The following is a 21,008-nucleotide window of genomic DNA, read 5'->3' on the forward strand; positions in this document are numbered from 1 at the left end:
GCGGGTCAGGCGACGGCGACGACGTCGAGGATACGCTGCACCACCCGGTCCTGGTCGATGCCCGCAGCTTCGGCTTCGAACGACAGGATGACACGGTGGCGCAGCACGTCGAACAGCACGGCCTGGATATCTTCCGGGCTGACGAAGTCGCGCCCGGCCAGCCAGGCATGGGCACGTGCGCAGCGGTCCAGGGCGATCGAGCCACGGGGGCTGGCGCCGTAGGCGATCCAGTCGGCCAGTTCGCCGTCGAACTTGGCCGGGGTGCGCGTGGCCATGACCAGTTGCACCAGGTATTCCTCCACGGCATCGGCCATGTACAGGCCGAGGATTTCCTTGCGTGCGGCGAAGATCGCCTGCTGACTGACCTGGCGCTCCGGCTTGACCTCGCCGCCCAGCGCTTCGCCACGGGCCTGCTGGAGAATGCGACGTTCGACGGCCGCGTCGGGGAAGCCGATTTTCACGTGCATGAGGAAACGGTCGAGTTGCGCTTCGGGCAGCGGGTAGGTGCCTTCCTGCTCGATCGGGTTCTGCGTAGCCATGACCAGGAACAGCGGCGACAGCTCGTAGGTGCTGCGGCCCACGCTGACCTGGCGCTCGGCCATGGCCTCGAGCAGGGCCGATTGCACCTTGGCCGGGGCGCGGTTGATCTCGTCTGCCAGGACCAGGTTGTGGAAGATCGGCCCTTGCTGGAACACGAAGCTGCCGGTTTCCGGGCGATAGATCTCGGTGCCGGTGATATCGGCCGGCAGCAGGTCGGGGGTGAACTGGATACGGTGGAATTGCGCCTCTATGCCCTCGGCCAACTCCTTGATGGCCTTGGTCTTGGCCAGGCCCGGTGCGCCCTCGACCAGCATGTGCCCGTCGGCGAGCAGGACGATCAGCAGGCGGTCGACCAGCTTCTCCTGGCCAAGGATCTGGGAGGAGAGAAAGGTGCGCAGCGCGATCAGCGCTTCACGGTGTTCCATCGTCGGCGGTTCCTGGAAATGGGCCGGGCGCTTGGGGGAGGGCGGTTGCCGGGCAGGGGGGGATACTTTAATCCATCCAGGGGGGCGGCGACCAATTGGGTGTCAGAAAAAATCCTGACGGCCGGGGTGGTCCGGGCCCGTTGCGGGCCCGGCGACGTGTCAGAGGAACACGAACTTGGCGATGAAGATCACGCACAGCACCCACAGGCTTGCGGAAATTTCTTTGTACTTGCCGGTCCCGGCCTTGAGCACGACGTAACTGATGAAGCCCAGGGCGATGCCGTCGGCCACCGAAAAGGTCAGCGGCATCATGATCGCGGTGACGATCGCCGGGATGCTGTCGGTCGCCTCGTCCCAGTTGATGTGCGCCATGCTGCCCATCATCAGCATCGCCACGTAGATCAGCGCGCCGGCCGTGGCATAGGCGGGGATCATCCCGGCCAGCGGGGCGAAGAACATCGCCGCGACGAACAGCAGGCCGACCACCACCGCCGTCAGGCCGGTGCGCCCGCCCGCGGCAACCCCGGCGGCACTTTCCACGTAGCTGGTCACCGGCGGTACGCCCACTGCGGCGCCGAACACGCTGGAGGCGCTGTCGGCCTTCAGGGCGCGCGACAGGTTCTCGATACGCCCGTCCGGGGCCACCAGGTTCGCCCGCTGCGCCACGCCCATCAGGGTGCCGGCGGTGTCGAACATGTGCACGAACAGGAAGGCCAGTACCACGCTGATCATGCTGACGTTGAAGACGCCGGCCACGTCCATGGCCATCCAGGTCGGTGCCAGGCTCGGTGGCAGCGAGAACACCCCGCCATACTGCACCAGGCCCAGGCCCCAGCCGGCCAGGGTCACGGCGATGATGCTGATGAGAATGGCGCCGAACACCCGGTGGTAGCTCAGCACCGCGATCATCAGGAAGCACACGGCCGCCAGCAGCGGTCCGGGTTCATGCAGCGAGCCCAGCTTGATCAGCGTCGCCGGGCTGTCGACGATGATGCCGGCGGTCTTCAGGCCGATCAGCCCGAGGAACAGTCCGACCCCGGCACCCATGGCATGGCGCAGGCTCACCGGAATGCTGTTGAGCAGCCACTCGCGCACCCGTGACAGGGTCAGCAACATGAACAGCACGCCGGAGACGAACACGGCGCCCAGCGCCGCCTCCCAGGTGTAGCCCATGGTGCCGACCACGGTGTAGGTGAAGAAGGCGTTGAGCCCCATGCCGGGCGCCAGGCCCACTGGCCAGTTGGCGTACAGGCCCATCAGCAGACAGCCCAGGGCGGCGGCGATGCAGGTGGCGACGAAGGCGGCACCGTGATCGATGCCAGCGTCGGCCATGATGTTGGGGTTGACGAAGATGATGTAGGCCATGGTGATGAAGGTGGTCATCCCGGCGATCATTTCGGTCCTGACGGTCGTGCCGTGGTGCCGGAGTTTGAAGATCCGCTCCAGCCATCCCGGTCGGGGCGACGCAGCGAGATCCAGCGTTGGGGCTTCGGATTTGCGGCTTTCCACAGCGAGTACTCCTCAAGTCTTTCTTGTTGTTCTGGAGCCTTGGTCCTGCGCATGCACTTGGCGGCTCCGCGAGGGGGTGGCAGACGTCTGACGGTTTTGTTGACTTATGGGTCAAGAAGTTGCTCGGTGGATTATGCTTTTGTGTACAAAGAATGCAAATAATGTTTTATCTTTTGTGCGCACAATCTGCGTCAACGCAGCTATATGGGAATTGGCCACCTGCAGAAACGGCTCAGCCTGTGTACAATGCGCAGATACCTTGATCCCTTTTTTCACCCCAGGACTTGCCAGCCACCCTCTGACAGGTATTACAGTCGAGGTTCCACTGGCCGATCCCTTGTGCTCGAGTGCCCATGAACGAACAGCTGCAACCTCTGAAGAAACCTGCGCGCACAGCCAAGGCCGGCCGCAGCGGTACCCAGGACGACATCGTCTATGCGCACATTTTCGAGGCCATCCTCGAACAGCGCCTGGCGCCGGGCACCAAGTTGAGTGAGGAAGCGCTGGGCGAGATCTTCGGCGTCAGCCGCACCATCATTCGCCGCGCCTTGTCGCGTCTGGCCCATGAAAGCGTGGTGCTGCTGCGCCCCAACCGTGGCGCGGTCGTGGCCAGCCCCACCGTGGAGGAGGCGCGCCAGGTGTTCTTCTCCCGGCGCATGGTCGAGCGCGCCATCACCGAGCTTGCGGTGCAGCATGCCACCGACGAGCAACTCAACGAGCTGCGCCAGATGGTCCGCGATGAGCGCGACAGCTTCTCGCGTGGCGACCGTGGCGCTGGCATCCGCCTTTCCGGCGAGTTCCACCTCAAGCTGGCCGAGGCGGCCGGCAATGCGCCGCTGGTCAGCTTCCAGCGCAGCCTGGTGTCGCAAACGTCGTTGATCATCGCCCAGTACGAAAGCGGCAACCGCTCGCATTGCTCGTACGATGAGCACATGCAACTGATCGACGCCATCGAGGCGCGGGATGCCGAGCAGGCGGTGAGCCTGATGATGCACCACATGGATCATATCGACAGCAAGCTCAACCTCGACGAAGACAGCGCATCGGACGACCTGCATGCGGTGTTCTCGCACCTGCTGAAAAAACCCAAGGCTGCCGCCAAGGGTTGATCGTTTGCCTGAATGAATGACCGAGGGCTGCTGTGCAGCCCATCGCGGGACCAGCCCGCTCCCACAGGTATGGACTGCTGCCAAGTTGGACATGAATCCAACCTTTGCGGCAGTTCAGGTACAGCACATCCCTCGGGCCCGGTGCTTTCTCTGTAGGAGCGGGCTCGTCCCGCGATGGGCCGCGCAGCGGCCCTTTGTGCATCAGCGCCGATGTACCGAGCGCCCCGCGGCGAAGGTCTCGCGCACGGTACGGTCATCGCCCAGGGTGGTCAGCACGAACAAGGTCTCCTCGATGCTGTTGGATTGCTGGATGCGGTAGTCCAGCAGCGGCGTGGCCTTGTAGTCGAGCACCACGAAATCGGCATCGTTGCCGGTGCGCAGGCTGCCGATGCGGTCGTCCAGGCGCAGGGCGCGGGCGCCACCGAGGGTGGCCAGGTACAGCGACTTGTACGGGTGCAGGCGCGCGCCCTGCAGCTGCATCACCTTGTACGCCTCGTTCAGTGTGTGGAGCAGCGAGAAGCTGGTACCGGCACCCACGTCGGTGCCCAGCCCGACATTGACCTTGAAACGCTCGGCCTGGGGCAGGTTGAACAGGCCGCTGCCCAGGAACAGGTTGGACGTCGGGCAGAAGGCCACGGCCGAGCCGGTCTCGGCCAGGCGCTGGCATTCCTCGTCGCACAGGTGCACGCCGTGGGCGAACACCGAGCGCTCGCCCAGCAGTTCGAAGTGGTCGTAGACGTCCAGGTAGCCCTTGCGTTCGGGGAACAGCTCCTTGACCCAGTCGATCTCCTTGAGGTTCTCCGACAGGTGGGTGTGCAGGTACACGCCCGGATGTTCCTTGAGTAATTGCCCGGCCATGGCCAGCTGTTCAGGCGTGCTGGTGGGCGCGAAGCGCGGCGTCACCGCATAGTGCAGGCGAGCCTTGCCATGCCAGCGCTGGATCAGCGCCTTGCTCTCGCTGTAGCTCGATTCGGCGGTGTCGGTCAGGTAGTCGGGGGCGTTGCGGTCCATCATCACCTTGCCGGCGATCAGGCGCAGGTCCAGGCGCTCGGCCTCCTCGAACAGGGCGTTGACCGACTCCGGGTGCACGCTGCCGAACACCAGCGCGGTGGTGGTGCCGTTGCGCAGCAGTTCCTGCAGGAAGATCTTCGCCACCTTGTCGGCATGAGCCTTGTCGGCGAACTGCTTTTCGCAAGGGAAGGTGTAGGTGTTCAGCCAGTCCAGCAGTTGCTCGCCGTAGGAGCCGATCATGCCGGTCTGCGGGAAATGGATATGGGTGTCGATGAAGCCTGGGGTGATCAGGGCGTCCTGGTAGTGCACCACTTCGATATCGGCGTCGAGGGTCGGCAGCAGGTCGGTGGCGTGTCCCAGGGCGCTGATGCGGCCTTCGTCGACCACCAGCAGGCCGTCTTCGTAGTATTCGTGGGAGGCCTCCAGGCCAACCTCGGCAGGGTCGGCAATGCTGTGCAGGATGGCGGCTCGGTAGGCTTTGCGGGTTGCGGTCATAAAGCGCTCGTCAAATGGCTTGGCTGCGCCGGGAGGGCGGCAGCAACTGGGCAATGGGGCCTGCATTGGCGCCAGCGTCATGCTGGCCGAAGCAGGCGTTGTAGGTGGCGATGATTTCGCCGGCAATGGACACCGCGATCTCGATGGGCAGCTTGCCCTTGACCTCCGGCAGGCCCATGGGGCAGCGCATGCGTGCCAGCACGGCATCGTCGTAGCCGCGCTCGCGCAGGCGGTGTTCGAACTTGACCCGTTTGGTCTTCGAGCCGATCAGGCCGAACCAGGTGAAGTCGTTGCGCTTGAGGATGGCGGCGGTCAGCTCCAGGTCGAGCTGGTGATTGTGGGTCATGACGATGCAGTAGCTGCCCGGCGGCAGTTCGGCCACTTCGTCGACCGGCTCTTCGCTGACCACCTTGGTCACCCCGTGGGGGACAAGCGGTGGGAATTCCTGCTCGCGCGAATCGATCCAGCGCACCCGGCAGGGCAGCGCGGCGAGCAAGGGTACCAGAGCCCGGCCGACATGGCCCGCGCCGAACACCGCGACCTGCGCCTGCACCGGCGCCATGGGTTCGAACAACAGCACCGTGACGCCGCCGCAGCACTGGCCCAGGCTCGCGCCCAGGCTGAAGCGCTCCAGATGCGGTGTGCTGCGCTGCTCGGCGAGCATCTGCCGGGCGATGTGCAGGGCCTTGAACTCCAGGTGTCCGCCACCGATGGTGTCGAACAGGCTGCTGGCGCTGACCACCATCTTCGACCCCGCGTTGCGTGGCGTGGAGCCGCGCTCCTCGATGATGGTCACCAGGATGCAGGGTTCGCCGCGGGACTGATGGTCGGCGAGGGCATTGATCCATTGGTGCATGATGTAGCCTCTCTAAACCATGCTGAGGACCCTGTAGGAGCGGGCTTGCCCGCGAAGAGGACGGTAAGGCCATCCTCACATTCGCGGGCAAGCCCGCTCCCACGGAATTCCTCGCTGTCAGTGGGTGACGGTTTCCAGTTCTTGTTCGCGCGGCTGCTGTTGCGCCACTGCCTTGCGCATCTGCTCGCATCCCCACAGCACCCGCTCGGGTGTCGCCGGGGCGTCGATGTGCGGCTGTACGCGATAGTCGGCGAGGCTCGCCACCGCATCCTTGATCGCGCACCAGGCGGCGATGCCGAGCATGAACGGCGGCTCGCCCACGGCCTTGGAGTGGAACACCGTGTCCTCGGGGTTCTTGCGGTTCTCCACCAGTTTCACGCGCAGGTCCAGGGGCATGTCGGCCACCGCCGGAATCTTGTAGCTGGCCGGGCCGTTGGTCATCAGCTTGCCCTTGGCGTTCCACACCAGTTCCTCGGTGGTCAGCCAGCCCATGCCCTGGATGAAGCCGCCCTCCACCTGGCCGATGTCGATCGCCGGGTTCAGCGAGTCGCCCACATCGTGCAGGATGTCGGCGCGCAGCATCTTGTACTCGCCGGTCAGGGTGTCGACGATCACTTCGACGCAGGCGGCGCCAAAGGCGAAGTAGTAGAACGGTCGGCCGCGCGCCTGGCTGCGGTCGTAGAAGATCTTCGGCGTGCGGTAGAAGCCCGTGCTCGACAGCGAAACCTGGGCGAAGTAGGCCTGCTGCACCAGTTGCTCGAAGCTCAGCAACTGGTCGCGCACGCGCACGTGGCCGTTGCGGAACTCGACATCTTCCTCGGTGACCTGATAGTGCCGGGCGGCGAACTCGGTCAGGCGTTTCTTGAGGATCTCGGCCGCATTCTGCGCCGCCTTGCCGTTCAGGTCGGCGCCGCTGGACGCTGCTGTCGGCGAGGTGTTGGGCACCTTGTCGGTGTTGGTGGCGGTGATCTGGATGCGGTTGAAGTCGACCTGGAACACTTGCGCCACCACCTGGGCGACCTTGGTGTTCAGGCCCTGGCCCATCTCGGTGCCGCCGTGGTTGAGGTGGATGCTGCCGTCGGTATAGATGTGGATCAAGGCGCCTGCCTGGTTGAGGAAGGTGGCCGTGAACGAGATGCCGAACTTCACCGGGGTCAGGGCCAGGCCTTTCTTCAGTACCGGGCTGTGTTCGTTGAAGTGGCGGATCGACTTGCGTCGCTCGGCATAGTCGCTGCTGGCCTCCAGGTCGGCGGTCATTTCCTCGAGCAGGTTGTGCTCGACGGTCTGGTAGTAGTGGGTGACGTTGCGCTCGGTCTTGCCATAGTAGTTGGCCTTGCGCACCGTCAGCGGGTCGAGCGCCAGGTGGCGGGCGATGTGGTCCATCACCTGCTCGATGGCGACCATCCCCTGCGGGCCGCCGAAGCCGCGGTATGCGGTGTTCGACGCGGTATTGGTCTTGCAGCGGTGGCCGTTCACCGTGGCATCGCCCAGGTAGTAGGCGTTGTCGGAGTGGAACATGGCGCGGTCGACGATCGAGCCGGACAGGTCCGGCGAGTAACCGCAATTGCCGGCCAGGTCGAACTCGATGCCGTGCAGGCGGCCTGTGTCGTCGAAGCCGACGTCGTACTCGACATAGAACGGGTGGCGCTTGCCGGTCATGGTCATGTCCTCGACCCGTGGCAGGCGCATCTTGGTCGGCTGCCCGGTGAGGCGCGCGATCACGGCGCACAGGCATGCCGGGCTGGCCGCCTGGGTTTCCTTGCCACCAAAACCGCCGCCCATGCGGCGCATGTCCAGCACCACCTTGTTCATCGGTACGTCGAGCACTTCGGCGACCAGCTTCTGCACCTCGGTGGGGTTTTGCGTCGAGCAGTAGACGATCATGCCGCCGTCTTCGGTGGGCATCACCGAGGAAATCTGGGTTTCCAGGTAGAAGTGCTCTTGGCCGCCGATGTGCAGGGTGCCCTGCAGGCGATGCGGGGCACTGGCCAGGGCCTTGGCCGAGTCACCGCGCTGGTGGGTATGGCTGTCGAGCACGAAATGCTTCTTGCGCAAGGCTTCGACCACATCGAGCACCGGTTCCAGGTCCTCGTATTCGACGATGGCCGCCATGGCGGCGCGACGTGCGGTGTCCAGGTCACGGGCAGCGACGGCGAGCACCGGCTGGCCGAAGAACTCGACCTTGTCGATGGCCAGCAGCGGATCGCCCGCGACCACCGGGCCGATATCCTTGAGCCCTGGAATGTCCTCGTGAGTGATGGCGATGCGCACGCCTTCGAACTGGTAGCAGGGGGTCGTGTCGATGCGCAGGATGCGCGCGTGCGCACGGTCGGCGGTGCGCGCATAGACGTGCAACTGGTTGGGGAATTCCAGGCGGTCGTCGATGTACACCGCCTCGCCCGACACGTGCTTGTCGGCGCTGTCGTGCTTGACGCTGCGCCCGACCCCGGTGGTCAGGTCCTGGCTGAACAGTTCGGCCATCTCGGCCTGGCTCTTGACGGCGTGATGGTTAGACATAAGCGGTCACCCGGGTCTCGATGTATGGCGATTGCTGTTCGATGAAGTACTTGCGCAGCAGGTTCTGCGCGGTCAGCAGGCGGTATTCCTTGCTGGCGCGAAAATCCGTCAGCGGGCTGAAGTCTTCGGCCAGTGCCTGGCAGGCGCGCTCGATGCTCGACTGGTTCCAGGGCTTGCCAAGAAGCGCCGCCTCGCAGGCACGGGCACGCTTGGGAATCGCTGCCATGCCGCCGAAGGCGATGCGCACGCCACCGACCACGCCGTTCTCGATGTTCAGGTTGAACGCTGCGCAGACCGCAGAAATGTCATCGTCCAGGCGCTTGGACACCTTATAGGCGCGGAACGTCCACTCGTTGCTGGCGCGCGGCACCAGGATCTTCTCGATGAACTCGCTGTCCTGGCGGGCCGTGATGCGGTAGTCGATGAAATAATCTTCCAGCGCCAGGGTGCGCTGGCGATCGCCCTGGCGCAGGACGATCTGTGCGTTCAGGGCGATCAGCAGGGGCGGCGAATCGCCGATCGGCGAGGCGTTGCCGATGTTGCCGCCCAGGGTGCCCTGGTTGCGGATCTGCAGCGAGGCGAAGCGGTGCAGCAGGGCACCGAAGTCGGGATATTCCTCGTTCAGCGCGCCATAGCAGTCGGTGAGCGGGGTGGCGGCGCCGATTTCCAGGTGGCTGCTGGTCTTGTCGATGCGCTTGAGCTCGGCGACATGGCCGACATAGATCATCACGGGCAGGGTCTTGTGGAACTGGGTGACTTCCAGTGCCAGGTCGGTGCCGCCAGCGAGCAGGCGTGCTTCGGGGTGCGAACTGTACAGGTCGGCCAGGTCGGCGACGGTCAGCGGGACCAGGCAGCGCTTGTCACCACTGTTGAGCTCGCCGGTCTGCTGCGGGGCGATGGCCTTGAGGCGGGCGATGGTCTGCGCCTGCTGCGCGTCGAACTGGTCCTGGCAGGGGCGGGCGCAACTCTGCTCGGCGGCATCGAGGATCGGCCGGTAGCCGGTGCAGCGGCACAGGTTGCCGGCCAGGGCTTCCTGGGCCTGGTGCAGGTCGTGGCCGCTGCTGTTCTTCTGCAGGGCGAACAGCGACATGACGAAGCCTGGGGTGCAGAAGCCGCATTGCGAGCCGTGGCAGTCGGCCATGGCCTTTTGCACGCTGTGCAGCTCGCCCTGGTGCTTGAGGCCCTCGACGCTGATCAGTTGCTTGCCGTGCAAGGAGGAAACGAACGTCAGGCAAGAGTTGAGGCTGCGATAACGCAGGGCCGGCTGGCCCAGGTCATCCTGGGTCAGTTCGCCCACGACCACGGTGCAGGCGCCGCAGTCGCCGCTGGCGCAGCCTTCCTTGGTGCCGGGTTTGCCCAGGTGCTCGCGCAGGTACTGCAGCACCGTCATGTTCGGGTCCAGGGCGTGCTCGTTGCGCAGCTCCTGGTTGACGAGAAACTGGATCACGGGGAAGGCCTCGTAATGGTTTTATTGTTGTTGGGCGGACTCTAAGCAAGGGCTGACCTTGAGGTCAATATTTTTCTGACTCAAAGGTCAAGATTTTACCCGCGCCGGGTTCTGGCCACCCAACCCTGCCTTTTTACAAGCATAGATCGCGCCGGGCACTGCGACTGACCGACAGGTCGCACAAAGCCTCGTGTGCCGCTGCGCGCAAGCCCGGCGAGTGCGCTACAATCGCGCCTTTGTGCCCTGTTTTCGATTCCGAAGGAAAATCATGACGTTCAAGGCGCCGGACAGCCTCTCCGAGCAAATTGCCCACTACCTGGCCGAGCGGATCATCCGCGGCGAGCTCGCACCCGGCGAGCGCATCCAGGAGCAGAAGGTCACCCAGGCCCTGAATGTCAGTCGCGGCTCGGTACGCGAGGCGCTGCTGATACTTGAACGTCGTCATCTGGTGGCGATCCTGCCGCGCCGTGGTGCCCATGTCACCGAACTCGACGAGCACAGTGTGCGCAGCTTGTGCAGCCTCATGGGCGAGCTGTACATCCTGCTGGGCAACGCCGTCGCCCAGCAGTGGCGCAGCGAGACCGACCTGCTGCCGTTCCTGGAGATCCAGCAGCGCCTGCACGAGGCCCGCAGTAACCTGGACATCAAGGCGTTCGTCGCCGAAAGTTTCGCCGTCATGCGCGCCGCCTTCCCCTTCGCAGCCAACCCTTACCTGCAGGAGACCGTGGAGAACCTGCAGCCGGCCATGAGCCGCGCCTACTACCTGGCACTGGATCAGCGCCAGGCCAGCATGGACGATTACCTCGACCTGTTCGCCCGCCTGCTGGAGGCGGTGCTGCTGCGCGACCTGCCGCGTATCCGCGAGGTGCTGATCGCCTATTGTCAACGCAGCTGCGAGCTGGTGTTGGCCGCGCTGGTGCGGGCCTGACCGATGCGCCTCAAGTGCATTCGCCTGGCCGGGTTCAAGTCGTTCGTCGACCCCACCACGGTCAATTTCCCCAGCAACATGGCGGCGGTGGTCGGGCCCAACGGCTGCGGCAAATCCAACATCATCGATGCCGTACGCTGGGTGATGGGCGAAAGCTCGGCGAAGAACCTGCGTGGCGAGTCGATGACCGACGTCATCTTCAACGGCTCCTCCGGGCGCAAGCCGGTGAGCCAGGCGAGCATCGAGCTGGTGTTCGACAACAGCGACAGCACCCTGGTCGGTGAATACGCCGCCTATGCCGAGATCTCCATCCGTCGCAAGGTGACCCGCGACGCGCAGAACACCTACTACCTCAACGGCACCAAGTGCCGCCGCCGTGATATCACCGATATCTTCCTGGGCACCGGCCTTGGCCCGCGCAGTTACTCGATCATCGAACAGGGCATGATCTCCAAGCTGATCGAGGCCAAGCCCGAGGAGCTGCGCAACTTCATCGAGGAAGCGGCGGGCATCTCCAAGTACAAGGAGCGGCGCCGCGAGACCGAGAACCGCATCCGCCGCACCCAGGAGAACCTGGCGCGCCTGACCGACCTGCGCGAAGAGCTGGAGCGCCAGCTCGAACGCCTGCATCGCCAGGCCCAGGCCGCCGAGAAATACCGCGAATACAAGGCCCAGGAGCGCCAACTCAAGGCGCGCTTGTCGGCACTGCGCTGGCGCGCACTGGATGAGCGCGTGCGTCAGCGCGAAAGCATCATCGGTGACCAGGAGGTGGCCTTCGAGGCGCTGGTGGCCGAGCAGCGCAACGCCGATGCCAGCATCGAACGCCTGCGCGACGGGCACCATGAGCTGTCCGAACGCTTCAACCAGGTGCAGGGGCGCTTCTATTCCGTAGCGGGCGATATCGCCCGGGTCGAGCAGAGCATCCAGCACGGCCAGCAGCGTCTGCGCCAGTTGCAGGATGATCTCAAGGAAGCCGAGCGCACGCGCCTGGAAACAGAGTCGCACCTGGGCCACGACCGCACCTTGCTGGCGACCCTGGCCGAGGATCTGGCGATGCTCGAGCCCGAGCAGGAAATGACCCTCGCCGCTGCCGAAGAGTCCGCTGCGACGCTTGAAGAGGCTGAGCTGGGCATGCATGGCTGGCAGGCCCAGTGGGATGATTTCAACACCCGCTCCGCCGAGCCGCGGCGTCAGGCCGAGGTCCAGCAGGCACGCCTGCAGCAACTGGAGGGCAGCCTGGAGCGTCTGGCCGAGCGCCAGCGCAAGCTGAGTGAAGAGAACCAGCAACTGGGCGCCGATCCCCAGGACGCCGCCATGCTCGAACTGTCGGAGCGGGTGGCGGGCAGCGAGTTGCAGCTCGAAGCGTTGCAGTTGCAGGAACAGCAGGTGGTCGAGCGGCTTGAGGCGGTGCGCGAGCAACTGCAGCAGGCGACCCAGGCCCAGCAGCAACAGCAGGGTGAATTGCAGCGCCTGGGCGGGCGTCTGGCATCACTGGAGGCCCTGCAGCAAGCGGCTCTCGAACCCGGCAGTGGCGCGGCTGAATGGCTGCAGGGGCAGGGCTTGGGCAGCCGTCCGCGCCTGGCTGAAGGGCTGCGTGTGGAGCCCGGCTGGGAGCTGGCGGTGGAGACCGTACTGGGTGCCGACCTGCAGGCGGTGCTGGTGGACGATTTTGCTGCACTTGATTTTGCCGCCCTGGAGCAGGGCGACCTGCGCCTGCTGCAGGCGAGCGGCGAGGGTGCGCGCCTGCCCGGCAGCCTGCTGGACAAGGTCGACGGACGCATCGATCTGGCACCCTGGCTCGGCCAGGTCAAGCCGGTCGAATCCCTGGAGCAGGCCCTGGCCCTGCGCGCCACGCTTGGAGAGGGACACAGCCTGGTCAGCCGCGATGGCTACTGGGTCGGTCGGCATTTCCTGCGAGTCAGCCGTGGTGGCGAGTCCCAGGGCGGTGTTTTGGCGCGCGGGCAGGAGATCGAGCGCCTCGGCCACGAGCAACTCGAGCACGAGGCATTGCTCGAACAGCTCACGCAGCAACTGGAAAGCCTTCGCGAGCAACAGCTCGACCAGGAAGAACAGCGCGAGCAACTGCGTCGCCGCAGCCAGGACGAAAGTCGCCAGCTTGGCGAACTGAAGGCGAGCCTGTCTGCCGGGCGTGCTCGTGCCGAGCAGTTGGAGTTGCGCCGTCGTCGCCTGCAGGAAGAACTGGCCGAACTCCAGGAGCAACGCGCCCTGGAGCATGAGCAACTGGGCGAAGCACGCCTGGTGCTGCAGGAAGCCCTGGACCTCATGGCCCAGGACACCGAGCAGCGCGAACAGTTGATGGCCCGTCGCGACACCCTGCGCGAAACCCTCGACCGCGTCCGCCAGGAGGCCCGTCAGCACAAGGACCACGCCCACCAGTTGGCAGTGCGCCTGGGTTCCCTGCGTGCCCAGCACGACTCCACGCGCCAGGCCCTGGAGCGTCTTGAGCAGCAGGCCGCGCGTCTGAGCGAGCGCCAGGAGCAGTTGAGCCTCAACCTCGAAGAGGGCGAGGCGCCGCTGGAAGAGTTGCGTCTGAAGCTCGAAGAGCTGCTCGAGCGGCGCATGAGTGTCGACGAGGAAATGCGCCAGGCGCGCCTGCACATGGACGAGGCCGATCGCGAGCTGCGCGACGTCGAAAAGCGCCGTGCCCAGGCTGAACAGCAGGCCCAGTTGTTGCGCGGGCAACTGGAGCAGTCACGCCTGGAGTCCCAGGGCCTGGATGTGCGGCGCAAGACCCTGCAAGAGCAACTGCTTGCCGACGGTTACGACCTGCAGGGTGTGCTCGCCACGCTCGAGCCCGAGGCCAGCGAGCAGGGGACCGAGCAGGAGTTGGAGCAGACCGAAGCGCGGATCCAGCGCCTGGGCGCGATCAACCTGGCGGCAATCGAGGAGTACGAGCAGCAGTCCGAGCGCAAGCGCTATCTCGATGCCCAGAACGCTGACCTGGTCGAGGCGCTGGAGACGCTCGAGAACGTCATCCGCAAGATCGACAAGGAAACCCGAAACCGTTTCAAGGATACCTTTGATCAGATAAACGCCGGATTGCAGGCACTTTTCCCAAAAGTTTTCGGTGGCGGCAGCGCTTATCTGGAACTGACGGGCGAAGATCTACTCGATACAGGGGTGACGATCATGGCGCGCCCGCCGGGCAAGAAGAACAGCACCATCCATTTGCTGTCCGGCGGCGAGAAGGCACTGACCGCATTGGCGCTGGTGTTCGCCATCTTCAAGCTGAACCCGGCACCGTTCTGCATGCTCGACGAAGTCGATGCGCCGCTGGACGATGCCAACGTCGGGCGTTACGCCCGGTTGGTGAAGGAAATGAGCGAGACCGTGCAGTTCATCTACATTACGCATAACAAGATTGCCATGGAAATGGCCGATCAATTGATGGGGGTCACCATGCATGAGCCCGGTTGTTCACGTCTTGTTGCAGTTGATGTGGAGGAGGCCATGGCCATGGTTGACGCCTGATGCGCGAAGATTGGGCGATATCTGTAGGCAAATGCGCCTTGCATGTGCGACAGACGGTGTAAAGTTGTCTTTGGTCGTGCTAGCTTAATGTCACTCGTTTTTTGCGTGGGTAAAACGCCTGTCAGAACATAGAGTTGGCGCCACGTGTTAAAGGGCTTTGAAGCCTTTGTTTTCAAGCATATTTTTATAGAGGCACGGGATTACATGGAAATCGGTCTGCGCGAGTGGCTGATCGTCATCGGCATCATTGTCATCGCCGGTATTCTTTTCGACGGCTGGCGCCGCATGCGCGGCGGCAAGGGCAAGTTGAAGTTCCGCCTGGATCGTAGCTATTCCAACCTCCCGGACGACGAGGGCAGTGCCGAGGTGCTTGGCCCTGCGCGCGTCCTGGACACGCACAAAGAGCCGGAGCTGGACGAAACCGACCTGCCGTCGATGAGCGCTCCGGCCCGGGAACGCGAGCGCGAGCCAAAGCCGGCCAAGGCGCCCAAGCGTGGCAAGCGTGCTGCTGCCGAGTCGCAGCAGGGCGACCTGAACCTGGTCGCTGAACCGCGCGAGCCGGACCTGTTCGCCGACAGCGATGACGACTTCAGTGCCGACAACAACCGCAACAGCGGTTTCGCCACGAGCAACAACGCCGCCAAGGAGTTGCCTCCGGTCGAAGAGGTGCTGGTGATCAGCGTCATCTCCCGTGACGAAGGTGGCTTCAAGGGCCCGGCGTTGCTGCAGAACATCCTGGAAAGCGGCCTGCGTTTTGGCGAGATGGACATTTTCCACCGCCACGAAAGCATGGCCGGTCACGGCGAGGTGCTGTTCTCCATGGCCAACGCGGTCAAGCCAGGCATATTCGACCTGGATGACATCGATCATTTCAGCACCCGTGCGGTCAGCTTCTTCCTTGGCCTGCCCGGCCCGCGTCATCCGAAGCAGGCCTTCGACGTGATGGTTGCCGCCGCGCGCAAGCTGGCCCATGAGCTCGACGGTGAGCTCAAGGATGACCAGCGCAGCGTACTGACCGCGCAGACCATCGAGCACTACCGCCAGCGTATCGTCGAGTTCGAGCGCCGTGCGCTGACCCAGAAGCGCTGATAGATCCAGACTCAAGAGCAGCCCATGGGGATTGCTGGTCGGTTCGGCAGATGTCGTTGCCTGTGCCGGCCCCATTGCCGGACAAGCCGGACGCCGCACCGCCGCTCCCACATATACACGATTGTCTGTGGGAGCGGCGGTGCGGCGTCCGGCTTGTCCGGTGATGAGGTCAGTACATGCTGAACAGCATCCCGATCCGCGCCGGCATCACCCAGGCTGCTCTTTTGCTTTGCAAGAGACCTGAAAGATGAACGCCGAAAACCGAATCCACGAACTGCGCGCCGAACTCGACCAGCACAACTATCGCTACTACGTGCTGGACGAGCCCAGTGTGCCCGACGCCGAATACGACCGGCTGTTCAACGAACTCAAGGCCCTGGAAGCCGAGAACCCACACCTGATCACCCCCGACTCGCCCACTCAGCGTGTCGGCGGTGCAGCCCTGGCCGCCTTTACCCAGGTGCGCCACGAGATCCCCATGCTCAGCCTGGGCAACGCCTTCGAAGAGGCTGACTTGCGCGAATTCGGACGGCGTGTGGTCGAAGGGCTCGACCAGGCCGAGGCGGTCGACTACAGCTGCGAGCCCAAGCTCGATGGCCTGGCGGTGAGCCTGTTGTACCGCAACGGCCAGCTGGTGCAAGGCGCCACCCGTGGCGACGGCACGACCGGCGAAGACATCAGCACCAACGTGCGCACCATCCGCAACGTCCCGTTGAAGCTGCATGGCAGCGGCTGGCCCGAAGTGCTCGAAGTGCGTGGCGAGGTGTACATGAGCAAGGCGGGCTTCGAACGCCTCAATGCCGCTCAGGCCGAAGTCGGCGGCAAGACCTTTGCCAACCCGCGCAACGCTGCCGCTGGCAGCCTGCGTCAACTGGACTCGAAGATCACCGCCAGCCGCCCGCTGGAATTCTGCTGCTACGGTATCGGCCAGACTTCAGCGAGCGTCGGCGACAGCCATATCGGCATCCTCGAGCAGCTCAAGGTCTGGGGCATGCCGATCAGCCCTGAGCTCAAGCACGCCGCCGGCATCGAAGAATGCCTGGCCTACTACCAGGACATCGGCGCCCGCCGCAACGCGCTGCCCTACGAGATCGACGGCGTGGTGTTCAAGGTCAACAGCCTGGCGGCCCAGCGCGAACTGGGTTTCCGTGCGCGTGAGCCGCGCTGGGCCATCGCCCATAAATTCCCGGCCATGGAAGAACTCACCGAGGTGCTGGACGTCGAGTTCCAGGTCGGCCGTACCGGCGCGGTCACTCCGGTCGCCCGTCTCAAGCCGGTCAAGGTGGCCGGGGTGACCGTGTCCAACGCCACCCTGCACAACATGGACGAGATCGCCCGCCTGGGCCTGCGCATCGGCGACACGGTGATCATCCGCCGTGCCGGTGATGTGATCCCGCAGGTGATGCAGGTAGTGCTCGAGCGTCGCCCCGATGACGCCCGCCCGGTCGAAGTGCCGAGCGCCTGCCCGGTGTGCGGCTCGCAGGTCGAGCGCACCCAGTTGGTCAAGCGCAGCAAGGGCAAGGAAACCACCAGCGAAGGGGCGGTGTATCGCTGCGTCGGCCGCCTGGCCTGTGGCGCCCAGCTCAAGCAGGCGATCATTCACTATGTGTCGCGCCGGGCGATGGATATCGACGGCCTTGGCGAGAAGAGCGTCGAGCAGTTGGTCGACGAGGGGCTGATCGGTTCGCCGGCAGACCTGTACAAGCTCCAGTTCGAGCAGATCGTCGACCTGGAGGGCTTCGCCGAGGTCTCCAGCCGCAAGCTGCTCGAAGCCATCGAGGCGAGCAAGCGCCCGCCGCTCGCGCGCTTCATCTTCGCCCTGGGCATCCCGGATGTGGGCGAGGAGACCGCCAAGGTCCTGGCTCGCTCCCTGGGTAGCCTGGAGCGGGTGCAGGTGGCACTGCCGCAGGTGCTGACCTACCTGCCGGACATCGGCCTTGAAGTCGCCTACGAGATCCACAATTTCTTCGAGGATGCGCACAACCGCCAGGTCATCCAGCAACTGCTCGACAGCGGCATGCAGTTGCAGGACCAAGGCGAGTTGGCGGCGGAGTTCGCCGCCAGCACCACCCTCGCCGGGATGATCGCCAAGCTCGACATCCCCTCGGTCGGCCCGACCGGCGCCGAGAAGCTGGTGGACAAGCTCGGCACCCTCGACAAGATCATCGCCGCCGACGGCATCGACCTGCGCCAGGCCCTGAACACCAAGCAGGCCGATGCCGTGCGCGAGTTCTTCAAGGTCGAGGCCAACCAGCAACTCGCCCGCGCCATCGAAGCCCAGCTCGAAGCGTTCGGCATGCACTGGCACAGCGAGAAGAAAACCACCGAGGGCCTGCCCCTGGCCGGTCAGACCTGGGTGCTGACCGGCACCCTGGAGCGCATGAGCCGCGACATCGCCAAGGACAAGCTGGAAAGCCTCGGCGCCAAGGTGGCGGGCTCCGTGTCCGGCAAGACCCACTGCGTGGTGGCAGGTCCGGGGGCGGGGTCGAAGCTGGCCAAGGCCAGTGAGCTGGGGGTCAAGGTGCTGGACGAAGAGGCCTTCGTCGCCTTCCTGGCGGGGCAGGGCATCACGGTCTGATGTTGCCTGCCCTGGCCTCATCGCGGGACGAGCCCGCTCCCACAGGTGCGCCTATACATTTATCCTGTGGGAGCGGGCTCGTCCCGCGATGAGGCCGGCACAAATTCCCGAGAACCTCATCCCTGGCGGACAAGTCCTTGAGAAATGATGGTTTTTTTGCCGTCAAAGGTTGTAACTTCCCCCCGTAACGGTACAATGGCGCGGCTCGTCACCTGATGAGCTGCGTTATGGTGGCCCCACCGGTCCCCCCGCATTGATTACCCGTTAACCTGGTCAGGCCCGGAAGGGAGCAGCCACAGCGGGAACATCGAGTGCCGGGGTGTGGCTGGTGGGGCCGCCTCCATTTCTCTCGAAGTCCTGCTCTCGAACGGCTTTCGCTTTTCACCGCCTGGTGATCCAAAGCGTTACGCACCGTACGCCTAGCCCTCCCTGCTTTTGCTTACCCCGCCACTTGGTCCCATTGTCAACGTTTACGCGTGAACTGCTGTTCCGTAACCGTCGAGCCCCATTGGCTGCCTTGCTCTTCATGAGTCAGTTCGAAGCCCAGCGATTCGTAGAGATGCCGGGCGGGGTCGATCATTGTTGAGGTCTCGCCAGGAATGGTTGCGTAGTACAACCATCTTTGGTTGCATCATGCAACCATCCGTTGACCCATGGGCGGTTTCGCTGTGGGTGAAGACTGCTTCACAGCCTTGAGGTCCGGTTCTGGACAACTGAAAACACCCTTGTTAGTTTGCGTCCGCCATATATTTCAAAATATGACAGTGACACTTGAGTGATATTGATCTGATATCAATTTATGACGAGCAAGGACGCATTGAATGAAAAGCCTGCAAGGTTTGCCCAGTCTTATCAGCGCTTCGGTAGGCACGCCCGGTAAAGCCCGAAACTTGCCCGCCGATGTTCAATGTATCCAGTACCTGTTCAATCTACTCATTCCGCGGCTCGGTTTTCCGTTGCCCGAGAATGGTCGTTGCGACGGGCAGTTGGTACAGCGCATCAGTCAGTACCAGTTTCGTCATCTCAAGTACGCGCACCCAGACGGGGTCGTCGATCCGAATGGGCGCACCTTCAACAGCCTGGTCGAGGAGGCTGTTCGAGTACCGGTCAAGTTGATTCCCGCGCTGCGCCTGCCAACCTTCATCAATGTCTTCGCCAATAATGTCGACGCCCAGGTGCAGGCCACGGTCAATCATTACCTGGACCGGATGCGCGCGGTAATCGAAGCCGAGCGGCGCAATCGGCAGATGGTGCTGCAGGTCACGTGCGATGGCGGCATGACGCTCAGCGACAGCGACTTCCAGAACGCCGCGACTCAATTGGGCAACGGGATTTCAGCCAACCTGATCAAGGCATTCGCCACGGTGGAGTCGGGTGGTCGTTCGGGTTTTGGGCCGGCCAAGCTGCCGGTGATCGCCTTCGAGGGGCATCACTTCCAGCGCTATACCAAGCACAAGTACGACCAGACTCATCCGCTGCTCTCGTACAAGTACAAGAAGAAAGCCGGCCCGCAGTGGCAAGCCAATAACAAAGACCAGACCAAGGCCTGGGAAACCATGGCCACGGCGTTTGGGCTGGATCAGGAGGCGGCATTGAAGTCGGCGTCCTGGGGTATGTTCCAGATCATGGGTTTCAACTTCGCCGATTGCGGACATGCCAATGTGTTCGAATTCGTCGCGGCCATGAAACTCAATGCCGGGCAGCAACTCAAAGCCTTCCTCGGTTTCTGCAGCAAGAACCCGTCGTTTATCAAGGCGGCGAAGAACAAGGATTACGCCGGCATGGCCGCCAGTTACAACGGCAAGGATTACGGCGACTATGACGTGCGTATCAAGAAGGCCTACGAAGCACTTGAAGGGAAGAAGTGACATGGCAAAGAGTTTCTCTCGCCGACTGACTGTTCTGGCCGCCGCACTGCTGGGATTGTCCGGGTCTGTTCATGCAAGCGCCGCCGTACTGAAGCCTGGGCAATACGATGCGCTGATGCTGGCGGTCACGCCGGATCGCCAGGTGGAGGGCTACTATTCCGAGACCCTTGGCGAAGGTGTGACCCGGCATTGCACCTTCTACCTCAAGGGGCAGATCAGCGGCGATGGGGCGGTTGCGCTGGCCACCTGGGAAGATCAGACCTTCCCCGGCAGCCTGGCGGCCACGGGCGATGGCGTCACCCTCACCGTGGCACGCGGCCGCGAGCATCCCGGCTGCGTCAGTGTGCTGATGCCGGAGATCGCCACGGGGCTGGAGCTCAGCCGCTATGCGGAAAAGCCCTGGATCGCGCTGCTGACGGTCACTGCCGACAAGGCCTATCTGCGCAAGCAGGCGGGCAGCAGCGCGAGCAAACGACCCTATATCGTCAAGGGCGATGTAGTGGGCGTGCTGGCGTTCAAGGACGGCTGGGCCAAAGTCGAGTTCATCAACCAGGACGACCGCTCGTTCACGGGTTGGATCAGTCAGGATCAGTACAGCCGACTCGTTGCACCCAAGGGCTGAAGCTGTGCGCGGGTGACGGGCCGAGCCCGCCGTACCTGCATTTATCGGCAAACAGGCTTATGATGCGCCTCTCGCAGCCCACCCATTTCTGAGAGAGGCCATCAGCATGGATCAGGTTGACGATCTGACCCGCCAGCGCATCCGCGACTGGCAAGCGCGCCGCCTGGAGATCAAGGACCAGATGGCCTCGCACCCCGAGCGCACCCTTGAGCTTTCGAAAGTACTCGACCAGATGGAAGAGGAACACGAGCGCATCCTTGGCGAAGCCACGCCCGCAGCCGACACCATAGCAGCAGTCGATCAGGCACCGGGGCTGGATTTTCGCCTGAGCGTTTCGGCGCGCAATGCCCAGGACCTGCGCAAGCTGCTGGAAATGGCGCTGCACGAACTCGATAGCGCGCTGGCTGCCGAAGCCCGCTGCGAGAATGACGCGCGGCGTGTCTATCCGGGCGGCATGTCCGGCTCGCTGGGTGCCTACGCCTATGAACTTGAAGCCAATCCCGACACCAGCGAATGACCTGC

14 protein-coding genes and 1 other RNA gene are annotated in these 21,008 nt (G+C 63.9%); 9 read left to right on the forward strand and 6 right to left on the reverse strand.

Annotation, left to right across the window (positions count from 1 at the left end):
• Positions 1-5: 5 nt before the first annotated feature.
• Both AC2CGW_RS14785 and AC2CGW_RS14790 read right to left on the reverse strand, forming a co-directional pair.
• A complete protein-coding gene (locus AC2CGW_RS14785) occupies positions 6-965 on the reverse strand; it encodes an AAA family ATPase (protein WP_186666748.1) in 960 nt (319 codons plus the stop codon).
• Between the two features lie 159 nt (positions 966-1,124).
• Entirely contained in the window at positions 1,125-2,360 is a 1,236-nt protein-coding gene (locus AC2CGW_RS14790; protein ID WP_371105597.1) for an NCS2 family permease, read from the reverse strand.
• Between the two features lie 467 nt (positions 2,361-2,827).
• On the opposite strand from AC2CGW_RS14790, the gene AC2CGW_RS14795 reads away from it, so the two are divergent.
• Positions 2,828-3,583, forward strand: a complete 756-nt coding sequence (locus AC2CGW_RS14795; RefSeq protein WP_186707889.1) for a GntR family transcriptional regulator — start codon at positions 2,828-2,830, stop codon at positions 3,581-3,583.
• 201 nt (positions 3,584-3,784) lie between these two features.
• Here the strand turns inward: AC2CGW_RS14795 and guaD are convergent, their stop codons facing one another.
• The 4 genes from guaD to xdhA form a co-directional block, all read right to left on the reverse strand.
• The gene (guaD, locus tag AC2CGW_RS14800) at positions 3,785-5,089 is read right to left on the reverse strand and encodes a guanine deaminase (RefSeq protein ID WP_484574231.1); all 1,305 of its coding nucleotides are present in this window, start codon (positions 5,087-5,089) and stop codon (positions 3,785-3,787) included.
• 10 nt (positions 5,090-5,099) lie between these two features.
• A complete protein-coding gene (xdhC, locus tag AC2CGW_RS14805; protein ID WP_288375310.1) occupies positions 5,100-5,945 on the reverse strand; it encodes a xanthine dehydrogenase accessory protein XdhC in 846 nt (281 codons plus the stop codon).
• A 117-nt stretch (positions 5,946-6,062) separates the two neighbouring features.
• Entirely contained in the window at positions 6,063-8,462 is a 2,400-nt protein-coding gene (xdhB, locus tag AC2CGW_RS14810) for a xanthine dehydrogenase molybdopterin binding subunit (protein ID WP_484574232.1), read from the reverse strand.
• Positions 8,455-9,909: a xanthine dehydrogenase small subunit gene (xdhA, locus tag AC2CGW_RS14815; RefSeq protein WP_186711742.1), complete on the reverse strand. Its 1,455-nt coding sequence runs from the start codon at positions 9,907-9,909 to the stop codon at positions 8,455-8,457. The genes xdhB and xdhA overlap by 8 nt, the downstream gene beginning before the upstream one ends.
• A gap of 268 nt (positions 9,910-10,177) precedes the next feature.
• On the opposite strand from xdhA, the gene AC2CGW_RS14820 reads away from it, so the two are divergent.
• The 8 genes from AC2CGW_RS14820 (at position 10,178) to AC2CGW_RS14855 (ending at position 21,003) form a co-directional block, all read left to right on the forward strand.
• The gene (locus AC2CGW_RS14820) at positions 10,178-10,837 is read left to right on the forward strand and encodes a GntR family transcriptional regulator (protein WP_186711743.1); all 660 of its coding nucleotides are present in this window, start codon (positions 10,178-10,180) and stop codon (positions 10,835-10,837) included.
• Positions 10,838-10,840: 3 nt separating this feature from the next.
• On the forward strand, positions 10,841-14,329 hold the full coding sequence (gene smc, locus AC2CGW_RS14825) for a chromosome segregation protein SMC (protein WP_426351866.1): 3,489 nt from the start codon (positions 10,841-10,843) through the stop codon (positions 14,327-14,329).
• Between the two features lie 204 nt (positions 14,330-14,533).
• Complete coding sequence (gene zipA, locus AC2CGW_RS14830; RefSeq protein ID WP_054893632.1) at positions 14,534-15,418, forward strand: cell division protein ZipA; 885 nt, start codon at positions 14,534-14,536, stop codon at positions 15,416-15,418.
• Positions 15,419-15,665: 247 nt separating this feature from the next.
• A complete protein-coding gene (ligA, locus tag AC2CGW_RS14835) occupies positions 15,666-17,996 on the forward strand; it encodes an NAD-dependent DNA ligase LigA (protein WP_186719788.1) in 2,331 nt (776 codons plus the stop codon).
• Between the two features lie 237 nt (positions 17,997-18,233).
• An RNA gene (ffs, locus tag AC2CGW_RS14840) (signal recognition particle sRNA small type) lies at positions 18,234-18,330 on the forward strand.
• A gap of 487 nt (positions 18,331-18,817) precedes the next feature.
• Positions 18,818-19,864, forward strand: coding sequence for an N-acetylmuramidase family protein (locus AC2CGW_RS14845; protein ID WP_186709316.1), 1,047 nt, complete (start codon positions 18,818-18,820; stop codon positions 19,862-19,864).
• 1 nt (position 19,865) lies between these two features.
• The gene (locus tag AC2CGW_RS14850) at positions 19,866-20,486 is read left to right on the forward strand and encodes an SH3 domain-containing protein (RefSeq protein WP_484574233.1); all 621 of its coding nucleotides are present in this window, start codon (positions 19,866-19,868) and stop codon (positions 20,484-20,486) included.
• A gap of 106 nt (positions 20,487-20,592) precedes the next feature.
• A complete protein-coding gene (locus tag AC2CGW_RS14855) occupies positions 20,593-21,003 on the forward strand; it encodes a hypothetical protein (protein WP_186666740.1) in 411 nt (136 codons plus the stop codon).
• The last annotated feature ends 5 nt before the right edge of the window (positions 21,004-21,008 follow it).

This window comes from Pseudomonas sp. SYWMCR5 (assembly GCF_057197165.1).

Coding starts and splice junctions, on each gene's coding strand:
- AC2CGW_RS14785 (WP_186666748.1), bottom strand. CDS start 965: ATGGAACACCGTGAAGCGCTGATCGCGCTGCGCACCTTTCTCTCCTCC.
- AC2CGW_RS14790 (WP_371105597.1), bottom strand. CDS start 2,360: ATGATCGCCGGGATGACCACCTTCATCACCATGGCCTACATCATCTTC.
- AC2CGW_RS14795 (WP_186707889.1), top strand. CDS start 2,828: ATGAACGAACAGCTGCAACCTCTGAAGAAACCTGCGCGCACAGCCAAG.
- guaD (WP_484574231.1), bottom strand. CDS start 5,089: ATGACCGCAACCCGCAAAGCCTACCGAGCCGCCATCCTGCACAGCATT.
- xdhC (WP_288375310.1), bottom strand. CDS start 5,945: ATGCACCAATGGATCAATGCCCTCGCCGACCATCAGTCCCGCGGCGAA.
- xdhB (WP_484574232.1), bottom strand. CDS start 8,462: ATGTCTAACCATCACGCCGTCAAGAGCCAGGCCGAGATGGCCGAACTG.
- AC2CGW_RS14820 (WP_186711743.1), top strand. CDS start 10,178: ATGACGTTCAAGGCGCCGGACAGCCTCTCCGAGCAAATTGCCCACTAC.
- smc (WP_426351866.1), top strand. CDS start 10,841: ATGCGCCTCAAGTGCATTCGCCTGGCCGGGTTCAAGTCGTTCGTCGAC.
- zipA (WP_054893632.1), top strand. CDS start 14,534: ATGGAAATCGGTCTGCGCGAGTGGCTGATCGTCATCGGCATCATTGTC.
- ligA (WP_186719788.1), top strand. CDS start 15,666: ATGAACGCCGAAAACCGAATCCACGAACTGCGCGCCGAACTCGACCAG.
- AC2CGW_RS14845 (WP_186709316.1), top strand. CDS start 18,818: ATGAAAAGCCTGCAAGGTTTGCCCAGTCTTATCAGCGCTTCGGTAGGC.
- AC2CGW_RS14850 (WP_484574233.1), top strand. CDS start 19,866: ATGGCAAAGAGTTTCTCTCGCCGACTGACTGTTCTGGCCGCCGCACTG.
- AC2CGW_RS14855 (WP_186666740.1), top strand. CDS start 20,593: ATGGATCAGGTTGACGATCTGACCCGCCAGCGCATCCGCGACTGGCAA.